At 57.9% G+C, this 26,860-nt stretch carries 28 protein-coding genes and 1 riboswitch; of the genes, 3 read left to right on the forward strand and 25 right to left on the reverse strand.

Going from position 1 to position 26,860, the window contains the following annotated elements:
* Positions 1-176 precede the first annotated feature (176 nt).
* From truA to DXD49_RS09730, 20 genes are all read right to left on the reverse strand, one after another.
* Entirely contained in the window at positions 177-1,001 is an 825-nt protein-coding gene (gene truA / locus DXD49_RS02880) for a tRNA pseudouridine(38-40) synthase TruA (RefSeq protein ID WP_117794164.1), read from the reverse strand.
* Positions 1,002-1,093: 92 nt separating this feature from the next.
* Positions 1,094-1,576 (reverse strand): 50S ribosomal protein L17, encoded by a 483-nt coding sequence (gene rplQ / locus DXD49_RS02885; RefSeq protein WP_089573564.1) that lies wholly within the window; start codon positions 1,574-1,576, stop codon positions 1,094-1,096.
* Between the two features lie 30 nt (positions 1,577-1,606).
* On the reverse strand, positions 1,607-2,548 hold the full coding sequence (locus DXD49_RS02890) for a DNA-directed RNA polymerase subunit alpha (RefSeq protein ID WP_117734359.1): 942 nt from the start codon (positions 2,546-2,548) through the stop codon (positions 1,607-1,609).
* A gap of 32 nt (positions 2,549-2,580) precedes the next feature.
* Complete coding sequence (gene rpsD / locus DXD49_RS02895) at positions 2,581-3,177, reverse strand: 30S ribosomal protein S4 (RefSeq protein ID WP_006235275.1); 597 nt, start codon at positions 3,175-3,177, stop codon at positions 2,581-2,583.
* 19 nt (positions 3,178-3,196) lie between these two features.
* Positions 3,197-3,601, reverse strand: a complete 405-nt coding sequence (gene rpsK / locus DXD49_RS02900) for a 30S ribosomal protein S11 (RefSeq protein ID WP_006235274.1) — start codon at positions 3,599-3,601, stop codon at positions 3,197-3,199.
* Between the two features lie 14 nt (positions 3,602-3,615).
* Entirely contained in the window at positions 3,616-3,990 is a 375-nt protein-coding gene (gene rpsM, locus DXD49_RS02905; protein ID WP_022094275.1) for a 30S ribosomal protein S13, read from the reverse strand.
* Between the two features lie 14 nt (positions 3,991-4,004).
* Complete coding sequence (gene rpmJ, locus DXD49_RS02910) at positions 4,005-4,118, reverse strand: 50S ribosomal protein L36 (RefSeq protein WP_006363204.1); 114 nt, start codon at positions 4,116-4,118, stop codon at positions 4,005-4,007.
* Between the two features lie 150 nt (positions 4,119-4,268).
* A complete protein-coding gene (gene infA, locus DXD49_RS02915; protein ID WP_035137443.1) occupies positions 4,269-4,487 on the reverse strand; it encodes a translation initiation factor IF-1 in 219 nt (72 codons plus the stop codon).
* A 232-nt stretch (positions 4,488-4,719) separates the two neighbouring features.
* A complete protein-coding gene (map, locus tag DXD49_RS02920; RefSeq protein ID WP_117743545.1) occupies positions 4,720-5,508 on the reverse strand; it encodes a type I methionyl aminopeptidase in 789 nt (262 codons plus the stop codon).
* A complete protein-coding gene (locus tag DXD49_RS02925; protein WP_055252238.1) occupies positions 5,505-6,131 on the reverse strand; it encodes an adenylate kinase in 627 nt (208 codons plus the stop codon). Before DXD49_RS02925 ends, map begins: the two co-directional genes overlap by 4 nt.
* A gap of 18 nt (positions 6,132-6,149) precedes the next feature.
* On the reverse strand, positions 6,150-7,436 hold the full coding sequence (secY, locus tag DXD49_RS02930; protein ID WP_117734357.1) for a preprotein translocase subunit SecY: 1,287 nt from the start codon (positions 7,434-7,436) through the stop codon (positions 6,150-6,152).
* Entirely contained in the window at positions 7,430-7,879 is a 450-nt protein-coding gene (gene rplO / locus DXD49_RS02935; protein ID WP_006235267.1) for a 50S ribosomal protein L15, read from the reverse strand. The genes secY and rplO overlap by 7 nt, the downstream gene beginning before the upstream one ends.
* Positions 7,880-7,882: 3 nt before the next feature.
* Positions 7,883-8,065, reverse strand: a complete 183-nt coding sequence (gene rpmD / locus DXD49_RS02940) for a 50S ribosomal protein L30 (RefSeq protein WP_006235266.1) — start codon at positions 8,063-8,065, stop codon at positions 7,883-7,885.
* Positions 8,066-8,067: 2 nt separating this feature from the next.
* Positions 8,068-8,592 (reverse strand): 30S ribosomal protein S5, encoded by a 525-nt coding sequence (gene rpsE, locus DXD49_RS02945; RefSeq protein WP_055252236.1) that lies wholly within the window; start codon positions 8,590-8,592, stop codon positions 8,068-8,070.
* Between the two features lie 14 nt (positions 8,593-8,606).
* Entirely contained in the window at positions 8,607-8,975 is a 369-nt protein-coding gene (gene rplR, locus DXD49_RS02950) for a 50S ribosomal protein L18 (protein ID WP_006235264.1), read from the reverse strand.
* Positions 8,976-9,050: 75 nt separating this feature from the next.
* Positions 9,051-9,587: a 50S ribosomal protein L6 gene (gene rplF, locus DXD49_RS02955; protein WP_006235263.1), complete on the reverse strand. Its 537-nt coding sequence runs from the start codon at positions 9,585-9,587 to the stop codon at positions 9,051-9,053.
* Positions 9,588-9,620: 33 nt separating this feature from the next.
* Complete coding sequence (rpsH, locus tag DXD49_RS02960; protein ID WP_006235262.1) at positions 9,621-10,019, reverse strand: 30S ribosomal protein S8; 399 nt, start codon at positions 10,017-10,019, stop codon at positions 9,621-9,623.
* Positions 10,020-10,138: 119 nt separating this feature from the next.
* The gene (locus DXD49_RS02965) at positions 10,139-10,324 is read right to left on the reverse strand and encodes a type Z 30S ribosomal protein S14 (protein WP_022094280.1); all 186 of its coding nucleotides are present in this window, start codon (positions 10,322-10,324) and stop codon (positions 10,139-10,141) included.
* Positions 10,325-10,403: 79 nt separating this feature from the next.
* On the reverse strand, positions 10,404-10,961 hold the full coding sequence (gene rplE / locus DXD49_RS02970; RefSeq protein ID WP_006235260.1) for a 50S ribosomal protein L5: 558 nt from the start codon (positions 10,959-10,961) through the stop codon (positions 10,404-10,406).
* A 322-nt stretch (positions 10,962-11,283) separates the two neighbouring features.
* Positions 11,284-12,051 (reverse strand): hypothetical protein, encoded by a 768-nt coding sequence (locus DXD49_RS09730; RefSeq protein WP_199568943.1) that lies wholly within the window; start codon positions 12,049-12,051, stop codon positions 11,284-11,286.
* 272 nt (positions 12,052-12,323) lie between these two features.
* On the opposite strand from DXD49_RS09730, the gene DXD49_RS02980 reads away from it, so the two are divergent.
* Complete coding sequence (locus tag DXD49_RS02980) at positions 12,324-12,977, forward strand: transcriptional regulator (protein WP_117794165.1); 654 nt, start codon at positions 12,324-12,326, stop codon at positions 12,975-12,977.
* 122 nt (positions 12,978-13,099) lie between these two features.
* Entirely contained in the window at positions 13,100-14,086 is a 987-nt protein-coding gene (locus tag DXD49_RS09735; RefSeq protein ID WP_117794166.1) for a hypothetical protein, read from the forward strand.
* 37 nt (positions 14,087-14,123) lie between these two features.
* On the opposite strand, the gene DXD49_RS02990 is transcribed toward DXD49_RS09735, so the two are convergent.
* Entirely contained in the window at positions 14,124-15,446 is a 1,323-nt protein-coding gene (locus DXD49_RS02990) for an ATP-binding protein (RefSeq protein WP_117794167.1), read from the reverse strand.
* A 269-nt stretch (positions 15,447-15,715) separates the two neighbouring features.
* Positions 15,716-15,806: riboswitch (SAM riboswitch) on the forward strand.
* 8 nt (positions 15,807-15,814) lie between these two features.
* Here DXD49_RS02990 and DXD49_RS02995 point away from each other — a divergent pair.
* A complete protein-coding gene (locus DXD49_RS02995; RefSeq protein ID WP_117794168.1) occupies positions 15,815-16,237 on the forward strand; it encodes a hypothetical protein in 423 nt (140 codons plus the stop codon).
* A 234-nt stretch (positions 16,238-16,471) separates the two neighbouring features.
* Here the strand turns inward: DXD49_RS02995 and DXD49_RS09595 are convergent, their stop codons facing one another.
* The 4 genes from DXD49_RS09595 to DXD49_RS03015 are packed head-to-tail and all read right to left on the reverse strand — an operon-like array spanning position 16,472 to position 26,708.
* A complete protein-coding gene (locus tag DXD49_RS09595) occupies positions 16,472-16,945 on the reverse strand; it encodes a hypothetical protein (RefSeq protein WP_147347825.1) in 474 nt (157 codons plus the stop codon).
* A 5-nt stretch (positions 16,946-16,950) separates the two neighbouring features.
* Positions 16,951-20,364 (reverse strand): DUF499 domain-containing protein, encoded by a 3,414-nt coding sequence (locus DXD49_RS03005; protein ID WP_117794170.1) that lies wholly within the window; start codon positions 20,362-20,364, stop codon positions 16,951-16,953.
* Between the two features lie 18 nt (positions 20,365-20,382).
* A complete protein-coding gene (locus DXD49_RS03010; RefSeq protein ID WP_117794171.1) occupies positions 20,383-23,151 on the reverse strand; it encodes a DUF1156 domain-containing protein in 2,769 nt (922 codons plus the stop codon).
* A complete protein-coding gene (locus DXD49_RS03015) occupies positions 23,142-26,708 on the reverse strand; it encodes a helicase-related protein (RefSeq protein WP_117794172.1) in 3,567 nt (1,188 codons plus the stop codon). Before DXD49_RS03015 ends, DXD49_RS03010 begins: the two co-directional genes overlap by 10 nt.
* Between the last annotated feature and the right edge of the window lie 152 nt (positions 26,709-26,860).

Genomic DNA, 26,860 nt, shown 5'->3' on the forward strand with positions numbered 1-26,860 from the left:
GCCACGTCGAACCAAGTTATCCGTCCTCTCGACAGCAGTGAACCAAACTGTCGTTCATGGTACACCCCGGCAATAAAAGCAATGAGACACCGGTTGTATTGCACGCCAAGAACAGATGTTGCACACGCGCAGCCCACAGATGACAGGTGTCGACGCACGACGCGTCGAGCCCTCCCCTAGTCGAGCACGACAAGCTCGGCGGGATCGTAATCCACGCCCATAAACGTAAGGCCGCAGGCAGGAGCCGTGGGGCCCGCAGCGGTACGATCGCAAGCATCGATGACCTCACGCATCCACCCAGGTTCATGGCGATGCATGCCAATCTCGAGAAGCGTGCCCACGATCGTACGAACCATCGAATGCAGAAACGCATTTCCCTCGATGGTGAACGTCAGGATGTCCTCGCCAAACGCAACCTCATGGCCAAACTCGGCACGCATCACGCAGCGATGCGTGGGCTTGCCAACGGCCGAGGCAACCTTGCAAAAGCTTTTAAAGTCCTGCTCGCCCAGCAGCGCGGGGCAGGCAGCAGACATAGCCTCAACATCCAAGGGATAGCGATGCCACCACACGGCACCGCGGGACAGCACGGGGCGCGCATCTCGATCGGCAATACGGTACGTATACGTACGGGAACGCGCGTCAAAACGTGCAGAAAAGCCTTTACGGGCCTTGTAGACCTCGTTTATGGCGATATCTTTGGGCAGCAGGGCATCCATAGCCCGCAGCCACCTACGGCGCGTACACGCGAGCTCAGCGTCCGTTACGGGCACGCTGATGTACTGAGCCACGGCATGCACGCCGGCATCGGTACGCCCCGCGCATGTCAGATCGATCGGGCGGCGAAGCAGCGTCTCGATGGCTCGACGCAGCTCACCCGCAACCGTCGTCTGTCCCGGCTGCTCGGCAAACCCGCTATACGACGAGCCGTCATAGGCGACGCGGAATACAAGGGTGGCGTCAAGCTCGAGAATCGAATTGAAATCAGACGGCGCAGTCATGGGCGCTCCCAACAAACAAGCAACGGTATCGCGACAAAAAAAGAGGGGTACGCGAACGTACCCCTCGAATATAGCCTATGCAGACGGAATGTCTACTCAGCGGTCTCCTCAGCAGGAGCCTCCTCGGCAGCGGTCTCCTCGACAGCCTCGACCTTCTTGGGAGCAGCGGCCTTCTTGGGGGCCGGAGCAGCCTTCTTGGCCTTAGGCGTGCAAGGCTCGGTGACGAGCTCCATGATAACGATGGGAGCATTGTCGCCCTTGCGGTTACCGAGCTTCATGATGCGGGTGTAACCGCCGTTGCGGTCCTGCCACATGCCCTGAGCAGCCTTGTCGAAGATCTCGGCAACGAGCTGCTTATCGCCGAGCTTGGCGATAGCCAGACGACGAGAGTGCAAGTCGCCCTTCTTGGCCCAAGTGATGATCGGGTCGACGACCGAACGCAGCGCCTTAGCGCGGGTCTCGGTGGTCTTGATGCGGTCGTTCTCGAAGAGGGCCTTAGCAAGGCTCTTCTTCATGGCCTTGGTGTGGCTCGCATCGGTGCCGAGCTTCAGGCCCTTCTTAACGTTGTGACGCATGGTCTAGTTTCTCCTCAAATATGCGAAGCATTAAGCCTTCAGGCTCAGGCCCATGGACTCAAGCTTGTCCTTCACTTCCTCGATCGACTTAACACCGAAGTTACGGATGTTGAGCAGATCGTTCTCCGAGAACTCAACGAGCTGACGGACCGAGTGAATGCTGGCGCGCTTAAGGCAGTTGTAGGAACGGACGGAAAGGTCCAGATCCTCGATCTGCTTGTCCAGCTCGGCGTTGTCGTTGGTGACCTCGGGAGCGAAGATCGAAGCCTCCTCCTCGACCTCGGGGGTCTCGGCAAGGTTCATAAAGGCGGCCATATGCTGGTTGATGATATTGGCAGCCTGGACCACGGCGTCGCGCGGGGCGATGGAACCGTTGGTCTCGATCTCGAGGACAAGGCGGTCGTAGTCGGTGTGCTGACCGACACGGCAAGCCTCAACGAGCTTGGCGCAACGGGAAACCGGCGAGTACAGCGAGTCGACGTGGATCACACCGATGGGATCGTTGTCGCGCTGGTTAGCCTCGCCAGAGACATAGCCGCGGCCATAGCCGATGCGCATGCTCATGGTGAGATGGCCACCCTCGGTGAGCGTAGCAATGTGCTGCTCGGGGTTGACCAGCTCAAACTCGGACGGAATAAAGAAGTCCGCACCGGTGACCTCGCAGGGGCCGTCAACCGAGATGGTGGCGGTCGCCTCGTCGGTCGTGCCGAGAGCCCTGAAGACAAGACCCTTGACATTCAGGACGATGTCGGTGACATCCTCGACCATGTTAGGGATGGTCATGAACTCGTGCTGCGCACCATCGATCTGAATAGCCTCGACGGCGGCACCCTCGAGCGAGGACAGAAGAACGCGACGAAGGGAGTTACCCAGCGTATCGCCGTAGCCACGCTCGAGCGGCTCGACGGAGACACGAGCAGACGTCTCGTTGATCTCTTCGACCTGAACCTGAGGCCTAATGAATTCTGACATGTATTACCTCCAGCCTCAGCAGCCCGGATGGACTACTTAGAGTAGAGCTCGACGATGAGCTGCTCGTTGATATCACCGCTGATCTGCTCACGCGTCGGCAGAGCGAGCACGTTACCAGACAGCTTCTCGATATCGACCTCGAGCCAGCCAGGGACCTCAAAGCGCTCGGAGGAAATCAGGGCCTCCTTGATGGGGAGGAGGTCACGGAACTTCTCGCCGACAGCGACGACGTCGCCGGCCTTGACGCGGTAGGACGGGATGTCCACGCGCTTGCCGTTCACGGTGAAGTGACCGTGACGGACGGACTGACGAGCCTCTTTGCGGGTGCGGGCGAAGCCAAGACGGAAGACGACGTTGTCGAGGCGAGACTCAAGGATAATCATGAGGTTCTCACCGGTGACGCCGTTCATCTTACGGGCCTTGTTGAAGTAGCCGTGGAACTGCTTCTCCAGAACGCCATAGATGAACTTGACCTTCTGCTTCTCGCGCAGCTGCATGCCGTACTCAGATTCCTTGCGACGGCGCTTGGGCTGACGGATAGATTCCTTCTTGCTGCTGTAACCGAGCTCAGCGGGATCGATCCCGAGCTGACGGCAGCGCTTAAGAACAGGAGTCCTGTCGATTGCCATATTGATACGATCCTTTCAGTTACACGCGGCGACGCTTCTTGGGGCGGCAGCCGTTGTGCGGAATGGGGGTCTTGTCCTGGATGCTCGAGACCTCGAGGCCAGCAGCCTGGAGAGAGCGGATGGCGGTCTCACGACCGGAGCCGGGGCCCTTGACGAAGACGGAAACCTTCTTCATACCGTGCTCCATGGCCTGCTTGGCAGCAGCCTCGGCAGCCATCTGGGCAGCGAACGGCGTGGACTTTCGGGAGCCCTTGAAGCCCACCTGGCCAGCCGACTTCCAGGAAATGACGTTGCCCTGGGGATCGGTGATCGAAACGATCGTGTTGTTGAACGTAGAACGAATGTGAGCCTGGCCCACGGAAATGTTCTTACGGTCCGCGCGCTTCAGACGGGCAGCGCGAACGTTCTTCTTAGCAGTAGCCATCTATCTAGCGCTCCTTATTTCTTCTTCTTAGCACCGATCTGACGCTTCGGGCCCTTGCGGGTACGAGCGTTAGTGTGGGTGCGCTGGCCGCGGACCGGGAGGCCCTTGCGGTGACGAAGGCCGCGGTTGCAGCCGATGTCCATAAGGCGCTTGACGTTCTGGTTGCGCTCACGGCGGAGGTCGCCCTCAACCATGATCTGGTTCTTGTCGATATAATCACGGATGGCGTTAACCTCATCTTCGGTGAGGTCCTTAACGCGCGTATCCACGTTAACGTTGCACTCGACGCAAATCTTCGTCGCAGTGGTGCGGCCGATGCCGTAAATGTAGGTCAAACCGATCTCAACGCGCTTCTCACGCGGGAGGTCGACACCATTAATACGGGCCAACGTAGTCTCCTCTCTTAACCCTGACGCTGCTTATGACGGGGGTTCTCGCAAATGACGAGGACCTTGCCATGGCGCCTAATGATTTTGCACTTATCGCACATCTTCTTGACCGAAGGACGTACCTTCATCGTTCTTCCTTTCGGTAGCGCTCAAACTACTTCCCTACTATCTACTCGCCCAGCCGCAGGCGTTTAAAACTATGGCTGGTCTTCACACACAATCCGACCGTAGGTTGAGCTAAGCCTGCAGTCGGAAATGGAGTGCGTGTAAGCGTGCCGCTATTTGTAGCGATAGGTGATGCGGCCGCGGGTCAGGTCGTACGGGGAAAGCTCCACGACAACCCTGTCACCGGGGAGAATACGGATGTAATTCATTCGGATCTTGCCAGAAATGTTGCACAGAACCGAATGACCGTTCTCGAGCTCGACCTTAAACATGGCGTTGGGCAGCGGTTCCTTTACCGTACCCTCGAGCTCAATTGCGTCTTCCTTCTTCACAAGCAATCATCTTTCTCTAGAAAACGACAGCGATTGAGTATTCTACAATACGTATGCACGCATCGTAATATCTTCGTAATGGCTCCACAACTACGTGGAACTTGTTACATTTGAAATGTAAAACAAAGCCGTTCCCTGATGCCCAAGATCGTCTTGAAATGAGAAGGAATAGACCTTGGGGTCATGCCTTCGAAATTGAAAGGCGAGGTTGGGCATCAGGGGGCGGCGACTTTTACATTTCTCCGCCCTGCAGGGAGCACCAAGCACCTTGCGCGTCCGTGGTGAGAATCACCGGACCGTCATTGGTAATGGCGACGGTGTTCTCGTAGTGCGCGGCGGGCAGGTGATCGTTGGTCGTAACAATCCAACCGTCGGAGCCCGAGCTCACATGGTTGGAACCCATCGTAACCATCGGCTCAATGGCAATGACCATGCCGGTCTGGAGGCGCACGCCCCTCCCCTTCTTTCCATAGTTAGGAACGTTGGGGTCCTCGTGCATCACGCGTCCAATGCCATGGCCCACATAGTCGCGAAGCACGCCGTAACCGTGAGACTCAGCGAGGGACTGAACGGCATAACCGACGTCGCCGATATGGTTACCGGGAACAGCCTGCTCGATGGCAGCCTTAAGGCAATCGCGCGTAACCTCGCACAGGGCCTTGGCCTCAGGCGTAGGGGTGCCGACGAAAAACGTCCAAGCGTTATCGCCAACCCAACCGTCGACAACGGCTCCCGTATCGATGGAGATGATATCGCCATCGCGCAGGATCATGTCGGGGTTGGGAATACCGTGGACCACAGCATCGTTGATCGATGCGCAAATAGTCCCCGGGAACCCGCCGTATCCCTTAAAGGCAGGGGTGCCGCCATGCATGCGGATAATCTGCTCCGCGAGCTGATCGAGCTCAAAAGTCGAAACGCCGGGGCGCACCATGGCTCCAACGTGGCGGAGCGCCATCTTAGATAGCGCTCCTGCCTTCTTCATCTGCTCGATTTGCGTTGCAGACTTAATCTTGATCATAGACCGAGGGCCTCTTTGACATCCCCGTACACGGTCTCGCGAGCCTGGTCACCGTTGACCGACTTGAGCAGACCCTGGCCACGATAGTAGTCGACGAGCGGGCTCGTGGACTTCTCGTAGACGTCGAGACGGTTCTTGATGGTCTCGGGCTTGTCGTCGTCGCGCTGATACATCTCGCCGGCGCACTTGGGGCAGGTAGCATCGGCAGCGGTGCCGGTGTAACCGCAGGCGCGGCAGGTGCGACGCGAAGACAGACGATCGATAATGACCTCGGGGGCCACGTCGACCAGAAGGGCGCAGTCGATCTCGCGACCCATCGCGGAGAGCTCGGAATCGAGCGTCACGGCCTGGGCGGTGTTGCGCGGGAAGCCGTCGAGGATGAAACCCTGCTGGGCATCATCGGCGGCAAGACGCTCCTTGACAAGATCGATCACGAGCTGGTCGGGAACGAGCTCGCCAGCGTCCATGTACTTCTTAGCCTGAATACCAAGCTCGGTGCCGCCCTTGACGGCAGCACGCAGCAGGTCGCCCGTGGAAATGTGAGCGACGCCAAACTCGGCGACGAGCTCCTGTGCGACGGTGCCCTTACCGGCACCCGGAGCTCCGAGCAATACGAGGTTCATGAGCAATCCTCCTCTAGCCTATTTAAAGAATCCATCGTAATCATACATCTTGATCTGGCCTTCGAGCTTATCGACCGTGTCGAGCACGACGCCGACCATGATGAGGATGGACGTGCCGCCAAATGCCTGGATCAGCTGGTTACCCGTGAAAGAGAAGATGATCGAAGGCACGATGGCGATGAGCGCCAAAAAGACAGCGCTGGGAAGCGTGATCTTGTTGAGCGCGTTCTTGATGTAGGCCGCGGTAGCTCTACCCGGACGCACGCCCGGAATAAAGCCGCCCTGCTTCTTAAGGTTGTCTGCCGTGTCATCGGGGTTGAACACCATGGAGGTGTAGAAGTATGCGAAGAACACGATGAGGACAACATTAAGCACCCAGTTGAGCCAACCGGTCGAAAGCGCAGAGGCAACTGCCTGAATCCAGCCGATGCCGGGGAAGAACACGGCAATCTGAGCCGGGAAGTACAGCAGCGCCGAAGCGAAGATGATCGGCACGACGCCCGCGGTGTTGACCTTGATGGGCAGGTAGGTGGTCTGGCCACCCATCATGCGACGACCCACAACGCGCTTAGCGTAGGAGACCGGAATGCGGCGCTGGCCGCGCTCAAGGAAAACAATCAGCGGGATAACCAGCAAGATGATGGCGCAGATGATCACCATGGTGATGATGCCACCGGCATTGCCCTCGGTGCTGGAGAAGATCGCCTGCGGCAGACCGGCCATGATGTTCGCAAAGATGATCAGCGACATGCCATTGCCGATACCGCGCTGGGTGATGAGCTCACCAATCCACATGATCAGCATGGCGCCCGCGGTGAGCGTGCCGACGATCATGAGGTCGAAGATGATCTCGGGAGCGCCGGCGCCAGTAAAGCTGATGCCGAAGCTCTTAAAGAGGAAGAGGTAACCCACGGAGTTGAGGATTGCCAGAGCCAGGGTGAGGTAACGCGAATACTGCGTAATCTTGGTCTGACCGACCTCGCCCTCGCGGGCAAGCTCATGCAGGGAAGGCACAACGGCCTGGAGCATCTGGAGGATGATCGAGCTGGTGATGTAAGGCATGATGCCCAGGGAGAACACCGACACATAGCTCAACGCGCCGCCAGAGAAAAGATTCAGGAGGGCCATAGCACCTGCGGCGACCGAATTGTTATCGGTCGAGAAAAGGCCCAGCATCCCCTGGAAGGGAATGCCGGGCACAGGAACGTGCGCACCAATGCGGTACACGACGAGCATAGCTATGGTAAAAAGAATCTTTTCACGCAATTCTTTGATGCGGAAAGCATTCTTAAGACCATTTAGCACGGCAGCTCGACCTTTCCGCCAGCGGCCTCGATCTTGGCCTGCGCAGAAGCGCTGACCTTGTCGACCTTGACCGTGAACTTCTTGGTGAGCTCACCATTGCCGAGCACCTTGACGGGCTCGAACTCGCTCTTAGTGATGCGAGCGGCCTTAAGAGCGGCACCGTCGATCACAGCGCCGTCCTCGAACTTACGCTCGAGACGCTCAACGTTAACAGCGGTGTACTCGATACGACGGGGGTTGCGGAAGCCCGGAAGCTTGGGCAGGCGCATAGCCAGCGGAGTCTGGCCACCCTCGAAGCCGGCACCCTTGGTGCCGCCAGAGCGGGAACCCTGGCCCTTCTGACCGCGGCCAGAAGTGGTGCCGTGACCCGAAGAATTGCCACGGCCGACGCGCTTGCGGTTCTTGGTGGAACCGGGCGCGGGAGTAAGATCGTGAAGCTGCATTTGCTACTCCTCTACAATCTCGACAAGGTGCTTGACCTTGAAGATCATGCCGCGGACGGACTCGTTGTCAGCAATCTCGCGAACCTCGCGGATCCTGTGGAGACCGAGGGCACGGACAGTACGGACCTGGTCCTGCTTGCAACCGTTGGTGCTGCGGACCTGCTTGATCTTGATGGTGTCAGCCATGCTTAGTTCTCCTTACCGACGAACATCTCGGAGACCGTCAGGCCACGGCGAGCCGCGACGTCCTCAGGGCTGGAGAGCTCCTTGAGGCCCTCGACGGCAGCCTTGATGATGTTGAGGCCGTTGTCGGTACCGAGGGACTTGGACAGGACGTTCTTGATGCCAGCAAGCTCGAAGAGGGGACGCACAGCGCCGCCGGCGATAACGCCGGTACCCTCGACAGCGGGCTTGATGATGATGCGGCCGGCACCAAAGTGGCCGAGAACCTCGTGCGGGATGGTGCCCTGCTCGGTCACCGGCACGTGGAACATGTTCTTCTTGGCATCGAGAGACGCCTTGGAGATGGCCAGGGGCACCTCAGCGGACTTGCCCATGCCAACGCCGACGTTGCCCTTGCCGTCGCCAACGACGACGAGAGCGACGAGGCTCATGCGACGACCGCCCTTGACGGTCTTCGACACGCGGTTGATGTAAACGACGCGCTCCTCGAACTCGGAGGCCTCGCGCTGCTGCTTCTGATTACGAGCCATGTGCTACATACCTCCTAGAACTCGAGACCGGCGGCACGAGCACCGTCGGCGAGGGCCTTGACGCGGCCATGGTAGATACGGCCACCGCGATCGAAGGCGACCTTGGTGATGCCGGCCTCGATGGCGCGCTTGCCAACGAGCTGACCGACCTTCTCCGCAGCCTCCTTGTTCGAGGTGTGGGTGCCCTTGAACTCGGCCTCGAGGGTCGAGGCAGAGACGAGCGTCAGGCTGGAGCCCTTGCTGTCGTCGATAATCTGGGCATAGATGTTGGCGTTAGTACGGGTCACGCGAAGACGCGGACGCTCGGAGGTACCCGAGACCTTGCCGCGAACACGACGCTGACGACGCTTGAGGCCTTCCAGCTTCGCCTTATGCTTGTTCATACGTAAACTCCTAAAAAGGTTGATCTTGCCAGCACCTGACGGGGTGCTGGTCTTATGCGAGTGAGTCGGTTACGACTACTTGGCGGCCTTACCCAGCTTGCGGCGGATGTGCTCGCCAACGTAGTGGATACCCTTGCCCTTGTAAGGCTCGGGAGGACGATGGCCGCGGATCTCAGCGGCGATCTGACCGACCTGCTGCTTGTTGATACCCTTGACGTTCACGTGGGTGTTGTCGGGAACCTCGAAGGTGATGCCCTCGGGAGCCTCGACGATCACGGGGTGCGAGAAGCCCAGAGAGAACTCGAGGTTCTTGCCCTTCTGCTGCACGCGGTAACCGACGCCGGCGAGCTCGAGCTTCTTCTCGAAGCCCTCGGAAACGCCAACAACCATGTTGTGGATGAGGGCGCGGGTGAGGCCGTGGCGGGCACGGGTCTCACGCTCGTCGTCGGGACGGGAAACGGTGAGGACGTTGTCCTCGACGTTGATAGCGAGCTTCTCAAAGACATCGAGCTCGAGCTGGCCCTTGGGGCCCTTGACGACAACGTTGTTGCCGTTGACTGCCACTTCGACTCCGGCGGGAATCTGGACAGGCTTATTACCGATACGAGACACGGTGATCTCCTTTCCTTCTACCTACCGAGCGAATTACCAGACGTAAGCGATGATCTCGCCGCCGACGTTGTGCTTGCGAGCATCGCGGTCGGTCATGACGCCATGGCTGGTGGAAATAATGGCGGTACCAAGGCCACCGCGGACGCGGGGCATGTCGGCAACGCCGGTGTACTTACGCAGGCCCGGCTTGGAAATGCGGCGGATGCCGTTGATGACCTTAGCCTTCTTGGGACCATACTTAAGCGTGATGTGCAGAGTCTTCTGGGGAACGGTATCCTCGACATCGTAGCCCTCGATGTAGCCCTCCTCGTGCAGAACACGAGCGATCTCGACGAGCTTCTTGCTGCTCGGCATGGAGACCGTGGCCTTGTTCACAGAGTTAGCGTTACGGATGCGCGTAAGCATATCTGCGATCGGGTCTGTAAGGTTCATACAGATTCTCCTTCGTTCTTGATGAACACGTGCTCTTGGTTCTTCGCCGCCCTTAACGGCAAAGCCTTTTTAGCGCGTTTTCCCTGTTCCAAACTGATGCTTGAAACGCTGGTAGTGACTTACCAGCTGGCCTTCTTAACGCCGGGAAGCTCGCCCTTGAGTGCAAGCTCGCGGAAGCAGACACGGCACAGGCCGAACTTGCGGTACACAGAGTGCGGACGGCCGCAGCGCTGGCAGCGCGTGTACTCACGAGTAGAGAACTTCTGCTTGCGATTGCACTTGACGATCATCGATGTCTTAGCCACTTATATCCTCCTCACATAGAGTATTGTTCGCCCCAAGCGCCGCCCCCTTGTGGGAACGGCGCTTATAGGGCAGGTGAACCTATTTCTTGAACGGGAAACCGAAGGCGTCCAGAAGGGCCTTGGCTTCCTCATCGGTGTTGGCGGTGGTCACGAAAGTGATGTCCATACCACGCTGGTGATCGACGGAGTCGAAGTCGATCTCGGGGAAAATGAGCTGCTCGGTGACGCCCATGGAGAAGTTACCACGGCCGTCGAAGCTCTTGGCGGAGATGCCGCGGAAGTCGCGGATACGGGGGATCGCGACGGAGGTCAGACGATCGAAGAACTCCCACATACGGTCGCCACGCAGGGTAACCTTGCAGCCGATCGGCATACCAGCGCGCAGGCGGAAGGTAGCGATGGACTTGCGGGCACGGGTAATCATCGGCTGCTGGCCGGTGATGGCGCGCAGGTCGCGCACGGCACCGTCGATGGCCTTGGAATCGGTAGCGGCCTCGCCGACACCCATGTTCACGACGATCTTCTCAAACTTGGGGATCATCATGACGTTCTCGTACTGGAACTTGTCCTGAAGCTGCTGCTTGACCTCGTTGTTGTACTTGGTCTTCAGACGCGGCACATACTTCTCTTCTGCCATTGTTCACTCCTTCTTGGGGTTTTAAGCACGGGGCGTGGCCACGATGGGTTGTCCTCGTGCCTCCTGACTGCATCCGCGCCGCTCATGGCATTTCGCGGTTTGGACTCGACGCAGCAGGAGCCGACAAAACAATCGGTACTATACGCGCATCGGGAGCGTATTACCAGAAAAACCTCGTCTGCCTGCACAACTCCACAACTCCCCCGCACAAATATGACCCGCATGTGCCAGGGGTAGCTAATTTGGGACGGGGCTTTTTTAGCTACCCTGCGACAAGGTAGCTAAAAAAGCCCCGTCCCAAATTAGCTACCCTGGGATGCGACTAGCGCTTGCGGGGGACGAGCTTGGTGCGGCGCAGGTGGATCATCTCGGCGGCGATGGAGATGGCGATCTCCTCGGGGCAGAGTGTCTCGATGTGCGCCGGGTGAATCTCGGAGGCGGCGTTGGTGTAGGTGACCTTACTCCCCTCCTCCACCAGCGAAAGCCTGGGGCAGCCCGCAATGGTGTGGCGCGATTCCTCGCCATGGTATTCGGCAACGTCGCCCTCGAGCGCGCTCGCGATAAACGGTTCAAAGTCGATGACGAAGTCGCCGATACGGCGATACGCCAGTACATCGGCAACCGACTGGAACAACAGCGCCTGGGTCGCGTCCAGGTGCAGATAGCACAGGCAGATGGCTCCGCCGTAGATCATGCCGGTATCGGAGTTCTCGCCGCCCATGGTGTAGCGGACCAGACGCGATTTACCCCCGGCCAGCAGCTCGCGAGCCTCGTCCAGCGCAAAGAGCTCGATTTTGCCGCCGCCGACCGACGTCGCCTTGTCCGAAATATAGTTGATATAGCTGGCATCGCCGCGCGGGTCGACGTCGGCGCATTTAAAGCCCTCAGTCACCTGCACGCCGTCGGCCAAAAGGCCGCGCAAGCAGCCGTCAATCTGCGTGACCATGTACGGTTTGAGCAGAGCAAAAGCGGTTCGGCCGCTAAGCAGCGACGATCCGCCATCCTTGCCCTTAAGCCCCATAAGGTCGGGAAAGAGACTCGCAGGGAACAGCACCGGCGAGGCGGGTTCACCGTTTAGGGCAAGACGCACGGGCGCGACGCCGCCGTTGGCCTTAAAAGCGCTTATCCCGCACGCCCACGATGCAAAAAGGGGGCACCCCGCCGGTTGGCAGAGTGCCCCCTTTACATGGTTTACCTCAACCCGGCTTTAGGCCTGGAACCAACGGGCGGCGTTGACCTCGCCGTGCTCGCAAGAGGCGCCTGAGATGTCGGCGGTCTTATAACGCAGCGGCGCTTTCGTTATTTGCGAACAAGTGGGGTTTATGGCACAGTGAGCCCAAACTTATTTTTAGGAAGGCACCCATGACCCCCGCACAGATTGAGTTCTACAAGCGCCTTGCACACGGTCTGGCGCTCCAATTTGGCCCCAACTGCGAAGTCGTCGTCCACGATCTGGAGACCGAGGACGTGGACCACTCCATCGTAGTGATCGAAAACGGCCACGTCAGCGGGCGCAAACTGGGTGACGGCCCCAGCCATATCGTGTTTGAGTCCATGCACGAGGGCATCACCGACGTGCACGACCGCGAGCCATACCTCACCAAAACCACCGATGGCAAGCTGCTCAAATCGTCGACGATCTTTATCCGCAACGACGAGGGCAAGCCCGTCGGCATTTTGGGCATCAACTTTGACATTACGCTTATGAAGGCTTTTGAGCGTTCGCTCGACGCCTTTACCGGCACCGGCGGCACGGGCTACACCGAGCCCGAGCCCATTACCAAAAACATCGGCAACCTGCTCGAGGACTTGTTGCACGAGTGCGAGCAGTTTGTGGGCAAGCCCGCGGCGCTCATGACCAAAGACGAGCGTATTCGTGCCATTGGCTACCTCGACCGTCGCGGCGCCTTCCTCATTTCTAAGTCGAGCGAGCGCGCCTGCGAGTTCTTTGGCATCTCCAAATACAGCTTCTATAGCTACCTCAACGAGGCCAAGGCGGCGGCCGGCGACAAATAGTCAGCGCGCCTGCACCCCTCCCCTTTTTGGGCGCGAGTTCTGGAAAGCATGAATCCAAGACCGAGCCGCTTGGGAAGTTCCATATAATCGATGTCATTGGTATTTCGAAAGGGTGGAACAGAATGGCGTTGAGCAAGGCATCATGCACCGGTCGCGGATTGATTCCGGCAATTGGTGGACATGTGCACCGCATGTTCGATGAGGGTGAAGACAACCTGTTTTCGCTGAGCCTTGACGACGTGATGGATGATCGCCCGTGGACCGCCGACGAACTCATGGGCGGCGGGGCTCGCCCGTCAAGCCCCAATCCCGCACTTGCGCCTAAGCCCGCATCTGCGCCGACTCCTGCGCAGTCGCCTGTTTCGACGCCCGCGCCTACGCCCGCACCCACTTCGGCGCCCACGCCCGCTCCCCGCCCCGCAAGCGACCCGACCGAGACGGCGGCATTTCTCGCTGCAGCGACGCAGGGCAAATCGGCCGACAGCACCGTCATGTTCAGCGCCCAGCAGTTGCCTGTTCCTGCGGCACGCAAGCCTCAAGTCACAAGGCTCGATGAGCCCGCTACCCATCAGGTGGCCTACGATTCCTGGGCTGCAGCCGATCTGGATGAGACCTCTACCGGCATGCTGGCGCTCGACGTTCCAGTTAACCCGCTTTTTGCCGCCAACACGAGCGCCGCGGACTATGAGGGCGGTGCGGTATATTCCGATTATTCCGATGGCTATGATGGCACCGGTCGCATCGGGACCGAGGATTATGGCACCGCATCGAGCGATTATCTCAACGATCCGTACGCTGCCGCGCCTGCACCGGAATATGACCCGGAGGCCGCGTCCGCACCGGCGTATACCAAAAGCACGGGCGAAGAGCTCTTCGCCGATTATTACGCCGAGGAAAAGGCACTGCGTTTCTCGGAATTTCCGCAGGCAGTCAAGGTTGCCTTTATCGCCATTATCATTGCCCTGCTCGGCGTCATTGCGTTTGAGGGATTCCAGCTGTTCCGCGGCCCCACCCAAGCGGAGTCGGAGACCCAGCAAAAAGAGGACGATAACGAGTATCTGGACATCAACACCCTCAAGGGCGACCCCAACGACGGAGACGACGAGTAGCGAGGGTTAAGTGAGGGCCGGAAGAGTCGACGGCACGTTACGGCTCCAAAAGCCCTGCCATAAAGATGGGCAGATACAGCACGTCACCATCGCGGTGAAGATTACATTCCGCAAGTACCAGGGCGCGATCGATTCCGTAGCCCTTCGTTGTCAGTGCGTTATCGAGCGCCGCGTGGCACTTAAAGCTCTTGCCCGATTTGACCTCGATGGCAAACACTTCCCCATCGAACGTCTCTTCCACAAAATCGAGCTCACCGACCTTTTTGGACGTAAAGTAGCGCAATCTAAACCCATGAGCTTTGAGCTCTTGGGCAACGAAGCCCTCAAACGCCGCCCCCATGTTCATGCCAAAGCCGCCTTCCGCCTCCCCATCAAAAACGCCTTGGGCGACCCTTTTGGAATACGACGACATGAGCATTCCGGTGTCCAGGTAAAACAGCTTGAACAGATTTCGTTGCTCCCCCAATAAAAGGGGTGCCACGGGCGCCGTTACGTTATACACGGGAAGCGCGACACCTGCCTCCGATAACCAGAGAAAATGATCTGTCACCTGCGAAAAACGTTTGACACCGTTAATCGATGACAGTTTGAATCGCTTGTTTTTGGAGCCGGCCTCGCTAGGAATTAAATCGTAGATATCGCGAATGACCAGACGAAGCTCGGGCGGAGCGTACTTTGCGATGTCGTCGTGATACAGAGCGTGAAGATCGCGGTGGATCTTTCGAACCTCGTCAACATTACGCGTCGCCAAGAACGTATTAACCGCGTCGGGCATACCTCCCACCACCACATACTGATGGAACAGGTTGAGCAAGCGGTCATACAGATAGTCGGGGAGCTGGCTTTCGTCCTTTAGACAGTCCCTAAGTATGTCAAACACACCGGCAGCAACGCCGTTTGCCCAGCAGAACTCCTCAAAGTCGAGCGGGTACATCTGCACCTGCTCGACATACCCCACCGGCAGGGAATCGATGCCCTCGAGCTCAACGCCAAGGAGCGATCCGGTAAGGATGTATCGAAAGTCGCCGCGCTGCACGAGGTATTTGATAAACGTCACTACATTGGGGGACCGCTGAACCTCATCAATAACCACGACGGTCTTGTTGGCGACCATTGGCTGCGTTGCAGCGATGGACATGCGCATAAAAAGGTCATCCGCGCTTTTCGCCGCCAAAAACGAATCACGCACGGACGCGTCGGCGATAAGGTCGAACGTCACGACATTTTCGAACGATTCGCCTGCAAAGACGTTGACCAAATATGACTTTCCTACCTGTCGGGCGCCCTTGACCAAAAGAGCCTTGTTGGGCGACGAGGCAAGCCAAGATTCAAACCGTGCTTTCGCTTTTCTCTGCAGCATAAGCGCACCCCTTATTACGTGCTGTTTTAGCACTAGGATACACTTTTCCGTAGTTATTAGGTGCTCATCTTGACACTTTTCCGAGGTTTTAAAGTGTGTATTACAACACTTTTCCATACTTTTATATGGGAAATGTCGACACTTTTTCGTTTTTAAGCTTAACAGCAGGCGGCGAAAACAAACGCCGCCCGCGCGTCATTTCGCAGGCGGCGCTTGATTTCTGTCCGCGCGCGCTGATAGACTCCATCTTGCCCGCAAGGAGCGGGTGCGTTTTATCCAGAGTCGGGGTAGAGAGTTGGCTCCACGATCCCGACGCCAACCGGCCAAGAGGCACGGTGGCCCTGCCAACATCGATGAAAGGAGTCCGTATGGACAATTTCTCCGTGCGCAGTGAGCGCAACTTCCACAACCTGATCGTCAAACCGAATCACATGCATCTTCTGGACAAGCCAAATGGCTACGTATCGGCCATGGTCAAGAGCAGTCTCTCCCACCAGATGCGCTTTACCGTGCAGGTGCTCGAAGAAGAGCTCTGTGTTGCCGGCGACCCGCACGTACTGCAAATCAAGCTGTCCGGGGATAACCTGCGCGAACCGTCGAGCTGGAAGCTGTTTGCCGACGGCGTGTGCGTTGCGGACGGATCCGGCGTCTTTGCCCGCGAGTGCTTCTGCGAGAGAGCCGAGGCGTTTTTGGACTTGTGCCGAGATGCCGTCGAGGCTGCCGAACTGCGCCAGCGGAGCCAGAGGGAGTATGAGCTGCTGAGCGCAGCGCGCGGGATTGCGGAGATGTAGGCAGACGCAGGCGGCGTGCAGCCGTTGCACGCCGCCGCTCAGACCACACGATGCCAAAAGACTGACACTTGCGTATGCCTTTTGACATACACAAGTGTCAGCGCGGTTTATTTGTTTGGTAGAGCGTCTTACCAACTGCCCGCAGGATAGTCAGCCGCAATCCGCACCAACCCATCATGCCAGATGGTGATAATTGGGATTCTCTATACCCCCGGACAATAAGCGTCTATTAGCTTATTTGTATTTCAGATCCGCCCTCAAGTTTTTAACAGCCGTTTCGACATAGTCGGGCACGTTAATGGTGTCCGCGGGCAACGTCCATGAGTATTTCTCTGGAAACGCCTCATCCCTCACGAATTGCCAGTCAGTAACATCTCCCGCCTTTGTGTACTCAACAAGACTCAAGCGCAGATTATCGGCATCAGCCATGGCTTTTTGCCAGAAGGCTAACGAATCTTCGAACTGACATTCATATTCGCATTCTGCGACCAAATCCGATTCATCGTATTGAAAATCAGCCATCTGTTGCACCTGAGCACAAATATGATCGTCACCGCATCCCAAAAACGCACTCGCCAGTATCCATGCGTCATCTTTTTCGCCACACCTATGTGTATCGACACGAACATGCACCACTATCGACTCGGGACCGTCGCCAACGTTTCCGCAAGTTCCAGAGGAAAGAATCCTTGTCCTATTGATTGCCATAACCTTTACTCCCCAAACTTATAGTCGTTGATGCCCAACGTGGAACAGTTCTCGCTTATTGCTCGGACTGTTTGCACGGGGATTCCGTCTTCGACATGAGCGGAAACGCTAAACGAAAGCTGTACGTCGGCACCGCCCAGCATGTTTAGCTGGCTCACCACTTCATCCATGATGGTCTGGATGTTGCGGTTGACACGAGTGTTGTCGAGCTTTGCCGTCATATGGAAGGATGTCTTTTGCCTCGCGGGCTGCACCACCACCGGCGTTGTGTCGACAACCGTGGTCCTGCCAGTTCCGTCCGTCACCGTCTCGCTCGTCGTAGGACCAAACGCAATTCCATGCCCGCCGTCATCGGAGCTCTGCGCGGCCTCCGCAGCCGCAGCGCGAGCAGCAGCCTCTTCCTCTTCAATCTGCTTTGTTGCCACAGCCGGCTTTACCAGCAGGTCGCTCTCGTTAATAAACGTCTTCTGTTCACCAAACGTCAGCTCCATATAGCGATCGTCCGAGAAGCCAGCAGCAAGGCCAAAGTATTCCTTTGAGCCCAAGCCCCTTTGAATCGCGTCCTCGAGCACGCCATAGCATGACAGCCTGGGAAGATAGCAATAAGAGCACAGGAACTCCCACAGACGCTTAATCTGGATGTGGTCCGCGTCCTTCCAAAGCACTCGGTCGAGCTCCATCTTGAGTAGAGCCGGCGCCCAGGTCTTGATGGCCGCCTCATCGGAAACAAGCTTGCGCGCCATCTTGGCAACGATATTTTCGCCGCCGCCCTCAACGCGTTCTGCTTCCCAAACGATATCCATCGAGCTGTTGAAAAGGTCAACACGCGGATAAATAAGCCAGCTATAGGCCTCCTGAATCTTCAGCTCGAGCGATTCGTCGGCACGTCTCACGCTCTGGTCAGTCTCGCGCGTCTGTGCCACGTCGAGGTTCAGCGACTCGCGATCTTTCTTGATGGAATCCCAAGCAAGGTATTGTTTCGCCGCACTTAGGAGTTGTGCATAGTAAGATGCGTCCGCAGCTGCGAACACAACCATATTCTTGTACGTACGCGGAGACGTACCGCGATTTGAGAGTATCTCCGATGCCAAGGTGAGTGCCGCGGAATCGGCCGTTTTTCCACGGTGATTTGCAGAAGGTGTCAGCACCACCAGGCGCAGCGTCTGGTCATCCGGTACGTCAAATGAGCTTGCAGGGCATACATGAATGCCCGAGAAAGGATCGATCTTGCGCAGCCTCTTTAGGCGGCTCTCAACTTCGTAGAGCGCTTCGGAGTCCTTGACCTGCTGGGCGCGGTCATCGGCAACTTTGCGCAACGTGGGGCGTGTATCGTACCAAAAACGGTTTCCGTTGACGTCGCTATACAGGAAAGACGAAGATGTCTGCAGCGTGCCCAGGGCATCGTTGAATACGGAGATGTTCTCGCCAGGCTGGACCGTGCCCAAGCGAATATGCGCGCGCTCAATGCCGCGGACAGATTGACCGCCCACGTCGGGAGCACTGCCGAGCATGATGGTACGTGCGACGCGACGCGAAGCCAAAAGATTGCCGTAACGAGTGTTGTCGCCGTCATTGCGATACGGAACGGACTGCTTGCCGTCAATCTCGGAATCAACGACTGCATTCCAGTTGTCATCAAGATAGCGCGTGAGCTCATCGCGCACGCCGGGCACATCAAGAGGGAACGACCCCGGCATAATCATGGGCGAAGGATCCTGGTTCATCCACAGCTCGTGGATAACCGACGCCATTAAGCGCAACACGCCACGGGTACGTTGAAACTTTTCGAGCGTTGCCCAGTCCTCGTAGAGACGGTCGAACACTTCGGGGTGAATCGGGTAGCAGGAAATCATGCGATCGCGGTATTCAAGCTCGCGCGACTCCACCGGGAAGTCCGAAGTATTTTCGTTGTACATCTTGCTAAATGACGCGCACACCTCATCGCGAGCGGCATCATCCTTGCAGTCAAGGAAAAGCCTGCGGCGCACAACCTCGAAGCCTTCGTTTGCCGCCACGGGTTTCCAGATGGCTTCCATGCGCCCAAAAGTATGCTCAATCTGCTCCAGAGCTCGCTGGCCCGCCTCGCCGCCAATCTCGTTGTCGGACTCGGGGATAGAGGCTACGACCAGACTGCACTTCGAAGCGCGCGCTGCCTCGGTGAGCTCCTGGATAAAGGTGATGAAGTTGTCGAAGCTGCCGGCGTTAAGTCCATCGACGCCATAAATCTTCTTGGCATAGGCAACGAGCTCGTCCATAAGGACAAGGCAGCAGCCGCAATCGTCGAATAATTCAGTCAGAGCAGCGGATCCCGGCGAGACGCCCTTTTTATCAGCATCTTTCACATAGTCATAGAGCTCGGGCCTGCCAGCGGATTCTGCAAGCTGGTATGCCATATGGCCCCAAAGCGTGTTGACCATGATGCCAGGCATGGTAGCCGGGCGCATGGCTTTTGCCGGATTGATGGAAGTGCCCACGAGCACGGCAACATGCACCTCGGGGACTTCGGCAACGCCCGCCTCCTCGAGCACAGAAGCGATGTTAGCGATTTGCCCCACGCGGGAGCGGCTGCGCATCATGTGGTAGAGAGCGAGCATGCTGTGCGTCTTGCCGCCGCCGAAGGCCGTCTTGAGCTGGATGACGGGCTCGCCGTCGAGACCAGCCACGCGGCGCAACGACTGCACGAGCAGCCCCTTCATGCCTTCGGTCACATACGTTCGATTGAAGAATTCGACCGGGTCGCGGTACTCCAGCTCGCCCTTGCCGCGCGCCACCTGGGCAAGGTCCGCAGCAAACTCAGCGTTTTTATAGCGTCCCTCGGCGACATCCATATGGGGTTCCATGACGTCGCGCCAACTAGGCAGGCCACGCACGGCCTTGGTTTGCTCGAGTGATTTCCTACGAGGTGCCGGGACATCCACGCCAGCATCAACATTTGTTGTCACCGCCGTCGAGCCTTCGGCGCTGCCATAACGAACTTCACGGAGCATCGCGTTGATCTGTGCCGTGGTATCTTGATCAATCTGCTCAGCCAAGCGGCTCATGGTATCGAGCGCGCGCCATGCATCGCTGTCCGAAATACCTCCCATACCGCGATGCGCGACCTTGTTGCGAACACCCTTGAGCTCCATGACGTAGTTCTTGCAATCCTGAGGCAACCTAAGGCGAAATACATCGCGCCAGTTGATGTCAACGAGCAGCAAGCACAAGGCAATATCGAGCGAGTCGGCAAGAGTGGCATAGTCACCCGATACAGGCAAGTTGCGCTTTTGGTCGTCGTAGAGCTTGTTGAGCACACCGACTTGCCAAAAATCATTGCCATATGCCTGGATAAGCTCGCGCATCACATAAGGGTCGAGAGCCTTGAGCAAAAGGTCAAAACCCTTGTTGAGAAGCTCGCTGTTATTGCTGTTGTTCTCCATGGTTTATCTCCTTGGGGCTTAATCGAAGAGCGAGTCTTGCATGGGACGCTCGACAGCAAGCTGCGCCGCCTTTGATTGGATCTCGGGCCATGCCGTTACGAGCGAGTTGTAAGCGAAGGCCTCCTGCTGCCAATTGCGTTTGTCAGCAATGGTAAAGAGGCGATACGCAAGTGCCTTGGCACCATCCGCACGACCGCCGAGCGTTTGGCTAACGATCTTGGCACAAGCCGCAACACCGCCCTCCTCGAGCGCGCGCGTAAGCTGCTGAGTCGTGAGCCAGGTAGGCGCTTTAAAGTCAACGCGCTCCGACACCTCGCTACGGTCGAGTAAGTGCACGTTGCCCTTAACGGAAGCAAGGAGCCCCTGTGCCGCCAGCCCTTCAATGGAAACGTTCTTAGCACGAGCAAGCACATCCGCCTCACCGAACTTAATGGTGTCAAAGGCTTTCTGCGTATAGAGATCGACGCAGAAACGACTCTCGCGATCGAGCTCGCCATCCTGGTCACTGAAGTACGCATCCACCTCTTGGTTGATGATCTGCAGTGCCGCGCGCACCGTCATGGGACTGCCATCGGCCTCGAGCACCTGCGAGAACCGCGAGTACACCCCGATGCCCGGGCCGATAGCCGACTGCGCCAGGTCCACCGGCGCGATGTTGGAGGAGCGCAGCTCGTCGAGGGCCGTATGCAGTTCGCGCTTGAGCGCCATCACAAAGTCGCGCCGCGTCCCCATGGGCGCGCCCTCGGGGCGCTTGCGGCACACGAGCACGATGGAGGAAGCAAGGGCGTTAGTACCGTTGCCGATAGTACGGCCTGGCTTTTCAGTTCGCATCGGCCATGTGCCGTTAATGGAAAAGCCCGCACGAATGATGGCGGAGAGCATCGTCTCCCAACCGGTCGACGCCGTGGATTCCACGTCGTTAGAAGTCTCGGTCTCGCTCTGCTTGAAGGCGTAATAGATGGTCACGGGTACGTCCTCGCGGGCGTACTTGTTCACCTGTTTGAAGGTGCTGAACATGCCCTCCTCGAAGAACTCGCGCGCACCGTCCTTGCCGCGGTCCTCGCGGTAGGGTGTGGCAACCAGCTCCTCGTGCTTGGGTACGAGCATGGTGCTGAAGAGCTTGGGGTAAGTGTGCCTAAGCGATTGGCGCAGCCAAACGTAGAAGAAGTCCGAGAGGTCCGCGTAGCCGATGTTGTCGTAGTAAGGAGGATCCGTCGACACGAGGATGCCGCGCATGCCATTGTCGCTTTGGGCGTCATATTGCCTAGCAATACCCGATTTCGCCTTCATCGGGAGCTGCCTAAGAACTTTCGTAACCCAATCAAGCATATTGGTCATTGAGCCAGAAGAGGAGCATAGCGGGTTGTTTTCAGCATAATCCCATGTCATAGGAATTGCTTGACGCCCAAATACATTTCTAGTTTGATCGCGGCCGGCATTCCATGAGCAAATAGACGAGTGGTAGTCCGTCAGCTTGTCAACGACGAACGCCAGGTACACACCGACGGCCTCACCATAGGCGCGGGCTCCGGTGCCGCCGTCCGCCAGGCCCACGCCGTCATCGGGCAGCCCGGCAGCAATGGCGTCCGCCTCGGCCTTTTTCTGGGCCTCGCCGACGAGCGCCGAGAACGTCGTCAGCGCCGTCAGCTGTCGATTGGTAAAGAGCTGAGAAAAAGTTGCGAGACCATAGTTGGGAGTCTTGAAGTCCCTGGGATTAGATGCGATATCCGCATCGGGATATTCGTCTGGCTTTGGGATGTCCGCGACGGATGCCTGTTCATCGTTTGGCGCGCAATAAACCCTCCCACGCTTACCCTCGGCAACAATCGCCATAAGTTTTTCGCCCATGCGGTGCTCGCGGCCTTCCGACCTGACGTATTTAAAATCTATAGGTGTCCCGCAGTGCACGCAGGTCGCGCCACGGCGGTTCACCGTACCGTCCTGCATCGCCTTACCAGGCGCGACCTCGAAGCGCACCTCGCCGCCCTCGCAGACGGGCTCGACGTGCCACTCCTTACCCTTCTTTTTGGAGAGGTCAAACGAGCGCACAAGGATCGCCTCGTGCCCGCAGGCGGGGTTGGGGCACTTGACGGCGCGGGCCCACAACCATGCGATAACGGTCGCCTCGCCGCCGCCCTGTTCGGCCGGCACCTTGACTTTAGGATACAGGTATCCGATTCGGCGGGCGGCCTCTTCCTTCATCCAGGAGCCGTAGTAATTGACGTCTGCGGCCAGACCGTTGTTGCCGGCCCACGAATCGATGCTTGCGCGCGAGCGCGACTCCGGGTTCACGGCCGTCTTCCCCGCGAACAGCGGCGGGATCTCGATCATGGCCTTGTTGATGGTCACCGCAACGGGGTTCAAGTCCTGCGCATAGGCCTCGAGGCCCAGACGCTGTGCCTCCAGCGGTATGGCGCCGCCGCCCGCGAACGGGTCTAGCAGCGGCGGCAAGTCGTCGCTCATCGACTTTTTAATCTCGGCCTTGGCGGCATTAAGCACACGATCGTTATTGGAGTTTTCCCACACCACGAGCTCGCGCAGGATGCCGAACAGGCGCTCGCGCTCGACAGCCTGCTCCTCCACGGTGGGGAACTCCTCGGGATGCGCCGACGGGTCGTCCACCAGCGACGACCAGATAACTGCGCGCGCCGCGGCCAGCGGGCGTCGGGCCCACCAGAGGTGTAGCGTCGAGGGATGCCCATGGCGGATGGACTTCTCACGCGCAGATGCCGCATTGATATCGTCGAGCGGCAGAGCCACCTCGATGAGCTTCTTTTTTACTGCCATGTCTGCTCCTTCTCTAGTATCACGTCGCCCGCTTCCTTGAGGCGCGCGATGTCGTAGTTCGTGCTTGCCGCGGCATAATCCGGCGGACTTGTAAATGGATGTGCGATGTAAGAAGTTCGGGTCGTGTTTCCCTCGACCTCGACCAGTGCGAGCACAAAGGCATCTGGCCTGTTGAGCGCACACATCACTTCGTTGTGCGAAACGGTGACCGTAGTGGCGCCCATGATGCGACCCTTGACCTCAATCATTCGCAGCGCCGGCCCCTTGGCACAAAGCTCATCGGGCACCGCGGATTCAATGTCGTAGCCGCAGTTATCTGCGCTTCGATCTCGCGGCGTAAATCCCAGTTCCCGCTCGATAGCCATGACGGCACGCATGCCGGCAAGCTCTATCTCGCGCCTGCCTGCCGCACTGGATTCGGTAGTAGCACGCGAGTCGTGGGGCAGCATGCCAACTGGAATCACAAGCGCGCCGCCCAGCACCCTCGGAGACGTGGGAGTGATGCTCTTTTCGCATTGCAGCTCCGCCAAGCGCATTTGCCTACGGTCGCGCAGATCGTCGGCGCGACGACGAGCATTCAGAGAGCTCAGGCGTGTCTTCTTGCCTTGCTTTTCTTTCTCCTCCAGCTCCCACGCGCGACCATCCCAATAATTGGCCTCGTCGGTAAGACGCGCGTCAACGGCTCGCTCGATCTTCTCGATCTGCGGAATACGACGATTGCGCACCTCTTTGAGGCTCACAGGGAGGATCTCGCGAATGGCGAAATCCATGGCAAGCGCATCAATGTCGCCGGTAAGCCACTCCTGCTCAGAAGCGATAGTGTGTGCGGCAGAGGCCTCGGACGGACGAGGACCGCGATAGTCCAAATAGGGCGCATAGCCCGCATCACGAGCTTCGCCCGCAGCGTCAACCTCAACGAACCTAAACTCTTTGGATACCGTACGTTTGGTGCCGTCGGTCAGCGTCGTGCCGTCCTGGACGGAGTTTTCGATATAGAGCAAGAGTCTTGGCTTGTCTCCAAAATCTCTATCGTCCACGAGCACACAGCCCCGCTTAAGCGCCGAACCCATTTGGCCAATCAGCACCTTCACCGTTGCGTCCAAAAGCGGGTCACCGGGGCATACCAACTCCGCGGGAACGAGCCCGGGGCCCTCTTTAGATTCTTTGTCAAAGCAAATACGCTCATAGGAGGCAAGCACGTGGCCGCATTCGCCGTCCATGCTCATCGAGCGAACCGAGAACGGCACCTCAAGCACCTCGAACCTGCCAGTCTCGCGAGATGCCACGCGTCCTCCCAAGCGCTTCATTGCCGCCATGAAAAATGCCTGGATAAAGTGCGGCTCGAGCTTGCGAGCCTCCATGCGCTCCATGTCCTCGCGAATAGCGCTTACGCCGCGAGCGTCCATGACGTCATCGGTAAGCGCATATTCCTTGAGGAGCCGTTTAATGGAGCTCGTGTCGAGCGATGCATCAACCACCTGGTTGAGCCGCGCCCGTACCTCGGGGTCATCGCCATAGCGAATCGCATCGAGGAGCAAGTCACGGAGCGTCTTGCCTTCAAAGGTAACTCTGCCCAAGATGTCGAAAACCTTGCCGCCCAGCGCGGCACGTTCCACCTCGAGCTTGCTGAACAGGCGTTGGAATACTTCTCCCTCGCGCGTCTGCGTGGAGACAAGGTTCCACAGATGACATACTTCGGTTTGACCGATGCGGTGAATACGACCGAAGCGCTGCTCGAGTCGATTGGGATTCCACGGCAGGTCGTAGTTGATCATAAGGTGCGCGCGTTGCAGGTTAATGCCCTCGCCGGCGGCATCCGTAGCGACAAGGATGCGCGAGTTCGCATCCTGCTTGAACATTTCCTCAGCACGATGGCGCTCGTCGCGCGTCATACCGCCCTTAATAGTAAGCACGGCAGAACGGTCACCCAGAAGCGATCCGATTTTCCCTGCAAGATAATTCAGCGTGTCTTTGTGTTCGGTAAAGATGATGAGTTTCTCACGTCGACCGTCCATGCCAAACATATTGGAATCGTCTTGCAGCAGTCGCGAAAGCTCCTCCCACTTACGGTCCTCGCCACTAATGCGAACATCGTTTGCCTTGCGCTCGAGCGTGCGTAAAATCGCGATCTCAGTATCGAGCTCAGCCGCAGTCGCCGCCGCAGAAGCGGTGTCTACGACGTCATCTTCCATTTGCTCGTACTCATCGGAGTCGTAATCGTCCTCGTCAAAATCTCTGGCATCGATGCCCCATTTATCTGTATAGGCGACCTTACCGCTCGCAACACTTTTTGCCTCGGCGAGCTTGGACTCGAGCCGTATGCGACGACGCCGAAGCGACTGGTAGATGGCCTCGGGGCTCGACGCAAGACGACGCTGCAGGATGGTCAAAGCAAAGCCGACGCTGTTCTTATGCTTGCCACCCAAGCGCTCCGCACGGTTAAACTCCTCGGTGACGTAATGAGTCACCGAGTCATAGAGCTCCTGCTCGGCAGGAGATAGGTCGTATTCGACTGTGTAGGCGCAACGTTCGGGGAATAGCGGGCGCCCATCAAACTTGAGCAGCTCCTCTTTCACGAGGCGACGCATAACATCGGAAACATCGCAGTCAAGCGAAGCGGCGGGCGGAAGGCTCTGAGCCTGGCCGGCAGTGGAGCGCGCCGCAGGATTCTTAACGCGATTGCCTCCCGCAAACCGGTCCTTGTCCACGAGCGCCATAAAGTAGCGAAAGTCAGCCGGCTTACCGTTGTGAGGCGTAGCTGTAAGAAGCAACAAGTTTTCGGTTGTGTCACCCAAGAGTTGACCGAGTTTATAGCGTTTGGTCGGCTTGAACTCGCCGCCAAAGTTTGTCGCGCTCATCTTGTGGGCCTCGTCGCATACAACGAGATCCCACGAAGTTGCCCTTAGCTTCTTTTGGATCTCGTCGTTGCGAGCCAGCTTATCTAGGCGGCCGATGCAAAAATTGACCTCATCGAAGGGATTCCCGGTAGCAGAAGACTCCAGAACATCATTTGTAAGCAAGCGGAATTTGAGCCCAAACTTTTGCCATAGCTCGTCTTGCCACTGTTCCACAAGATTACCGGGAGCCACGATAAGGCAACGCCTAAGATCGCCGCGAGCAATCATTTCTTTTATTAGGAGGCCCGTCATGATGGTCTTGCCTGCGCCGGGGTCGTCCGCCAGCACATAACGCAGCGGCAAGCGCGGCAGCATTTCCTTGTAGACGGCCGAAATCTGGTGCGGCAGCGGCTCGATAGACGACGTACGAATAGCCAGATAGGGATCGAACAGATGAGCCAAGCCTATGCGATACGCTTCGGACACGAGTCGCAGGTCATCGGGGTCGGCATCGAACGCCCAGGCGCTGGACTTTTCGATGGTGTAATTATCCTCGTCTGTATCGAAGAGAGGTCGGTCACCCAGTACGCCCTGGTCCGTCTTGTAGATTACGTTTAAGACGGAATCGCCATGCCATTCGACAGCCATAATGGTCACGGGCGAATCCCCCGCGATACCGCGAACGCGCGTACCGGGCGTTATCTCTGCTAGCTTTGCCATCACGCGCCCCGCTTTATGAGAAGCGAAAATGCGTGTCGCAAGATAACGCTAGGATTGTCTATCGAAGGAAGACACTCACTAGCGAGCACCCCCCCCCGAAGAGTTTTCGTCTGAATGGCCACGAAAAATCTCCTGGGTTTTATTGATACCGG

Origin of the sequence: Collinsella sp. TM05-38 (genome assembly GCF_003466445.1) — a bacterium.
Classification (GTDB): Bacteria; Actinomycetota; Coriobacteriia; order Coriobacteriales; family Coriobacteriaceae; genus Collinsella.

Bases quoted from the DNA above. Each gene is read 5' to 3' on its own strand.
- DXD49_RS09735 (WP_117794166.1), top strand. From the start codon at position 13,100: ATGGCGTTGAGCAAGGCATCATGCACCGGTCGCGGATTGATTCCGGCA.
- DXD49_RS02890 (WP_117734359.1), bottom strand. From the start codon at position 2,548: ATGTCAGAATTCATTAGGCCTCAGGTTCAGGTCGAAGAGATCAACGAG.
- rplO (WP_006235267.1), bottom strand. From the start codon at position 7,879: ATGCAGCTTCACGATCTTACTCCCGCGCCCGGTTCCACCAAGAACCGC.
- DXD49_RS02995 (WP_117794168.1), top strand. From the start codon at position 15,815: ATGGACAATTTCTCCGTGCGCAGTGAGCGCAACTTCCACAACCTGATC.
- rpsK (WP_006235274.1), bottom strand. From the start codon at position 3,601: ATGGCTACTGCTAAGAAGAACGTTCGCGCTGCCCGTCTGAAGCGCGCG.
- rplQ (WP_089573564.1), bottom strand. From the start codon at position 1,576: ATGCGTCACAACGTTAAGAAGGGCCTGAAGCTCGGCACCGATGCGAGC.
- map (WP_117743545.1), bottom strand. From the start codon at position 5,508: ATGATCAAGATTAAGTCTGCAACGCAAATCGAGCAGATGAAGAAGGCA.
- DXD49_RS02980 (WP_117794165.1), top strand. From the start codon at position 12,324: ATGACCCCCGCACAGATTGAGTTCTACAAGCGCCTTGCACACGGTCTG.
- DXD49_RS09595 (WP_147347825.1), bottom strand. From the start codon at position 16,945: ATGGCAATCAATAGGACAAGGATTCTTTCCTCTGGAACTTGCGGAAAC.
- rpsE (WP_055252236.1), bottom strand. From the start codon at position 8,592: ATGGCTCGTAATCAGAAGCAGCAGCGCGAGGCCTCCGAGTTCGAGGAG.
- DXD49_RS02925 (WP_055252238.1), bottom strand. From the start codon at position 6,131: ATGAACCTCGTATTGCTCGGAGCTCCGGGTGCCGGTAAGGGCACCGTC.
- truA (WP_117794164.1), bottom strand. From the start codon at position 1,001: ATGACTGCGCCGTCTGATTTCAATTCGATTCTCGAGCTTGACGCCACC.
- DXD49_RS03010 (WP_117794171.1), bottom strand. From the start codon at position 23,151: ATGGCAGTAAAAAAGAAGCTCATCGAGGTGGCTCTGCCGCTCGACGAT.
- rplE (WP_006235260.1), bottom strand. From the start codon at position 10,961: ATGGCAGAAGAGAAGTATGTGCCGCGTCTGAAGACCAAGTACAACAAC.
- DXD49_RS03005 (WP_117794170.1), bottom strand. From the start codon at position 20,364: ATGGAGAACAACAGCAATAACAGCGAGCTTCTCAACAAGGGTTTTGAC.
- rpsH (WP_006235262.1), bottom strand. From the start codon at position 10,019: ATGAACCTTACAGACCCGATCGCAGATATGCTTACGCGCATCCGTAAC.
- rpmD (WP_006235266.1), bottom strand. From the start codon at position 8,065: ATGGCTGACACCATCAAGATCAAGCAGGTCCGCAGCACCAACGGTTGC.
- DXD49_RS02990 (WP_117794167.1), bottom strand. From the start codon at position 15,446: ATGCTGCAGAGAAAAGCGAAAGCACGGTTTGAATCTTGGCTTGCCTCG.
- rplR (WP_006235264.1), bottom strand. From the start codon at position 8,975: ATGAACAAGCATAAGGCGAAGCTGGAAGGCCTCAAGCGTCGTCAGCGT.
- DXD49_RS03015 (WP_117794172.1), bottom strand. From the start codon at position 26,708: ATGGCAAAGCTAGCAGAGATAACGCCCGGTACGCGCGTTCGCGGTATC.
- rpmJ (WP_006363204.1), bottom strand. From the start codon at position 4,118: ATGAAGGTACGTCCTTCGGTCAAGAAGATGTGCGATAAGTGCAAAATC.
- rpsD (WP_006235275.1), bottom strand. From the start codon at position 3,177: ATGGCAATCGACAGGACTCCTGTTCTTAAGCGCTGCCGTCAGCTCGGG.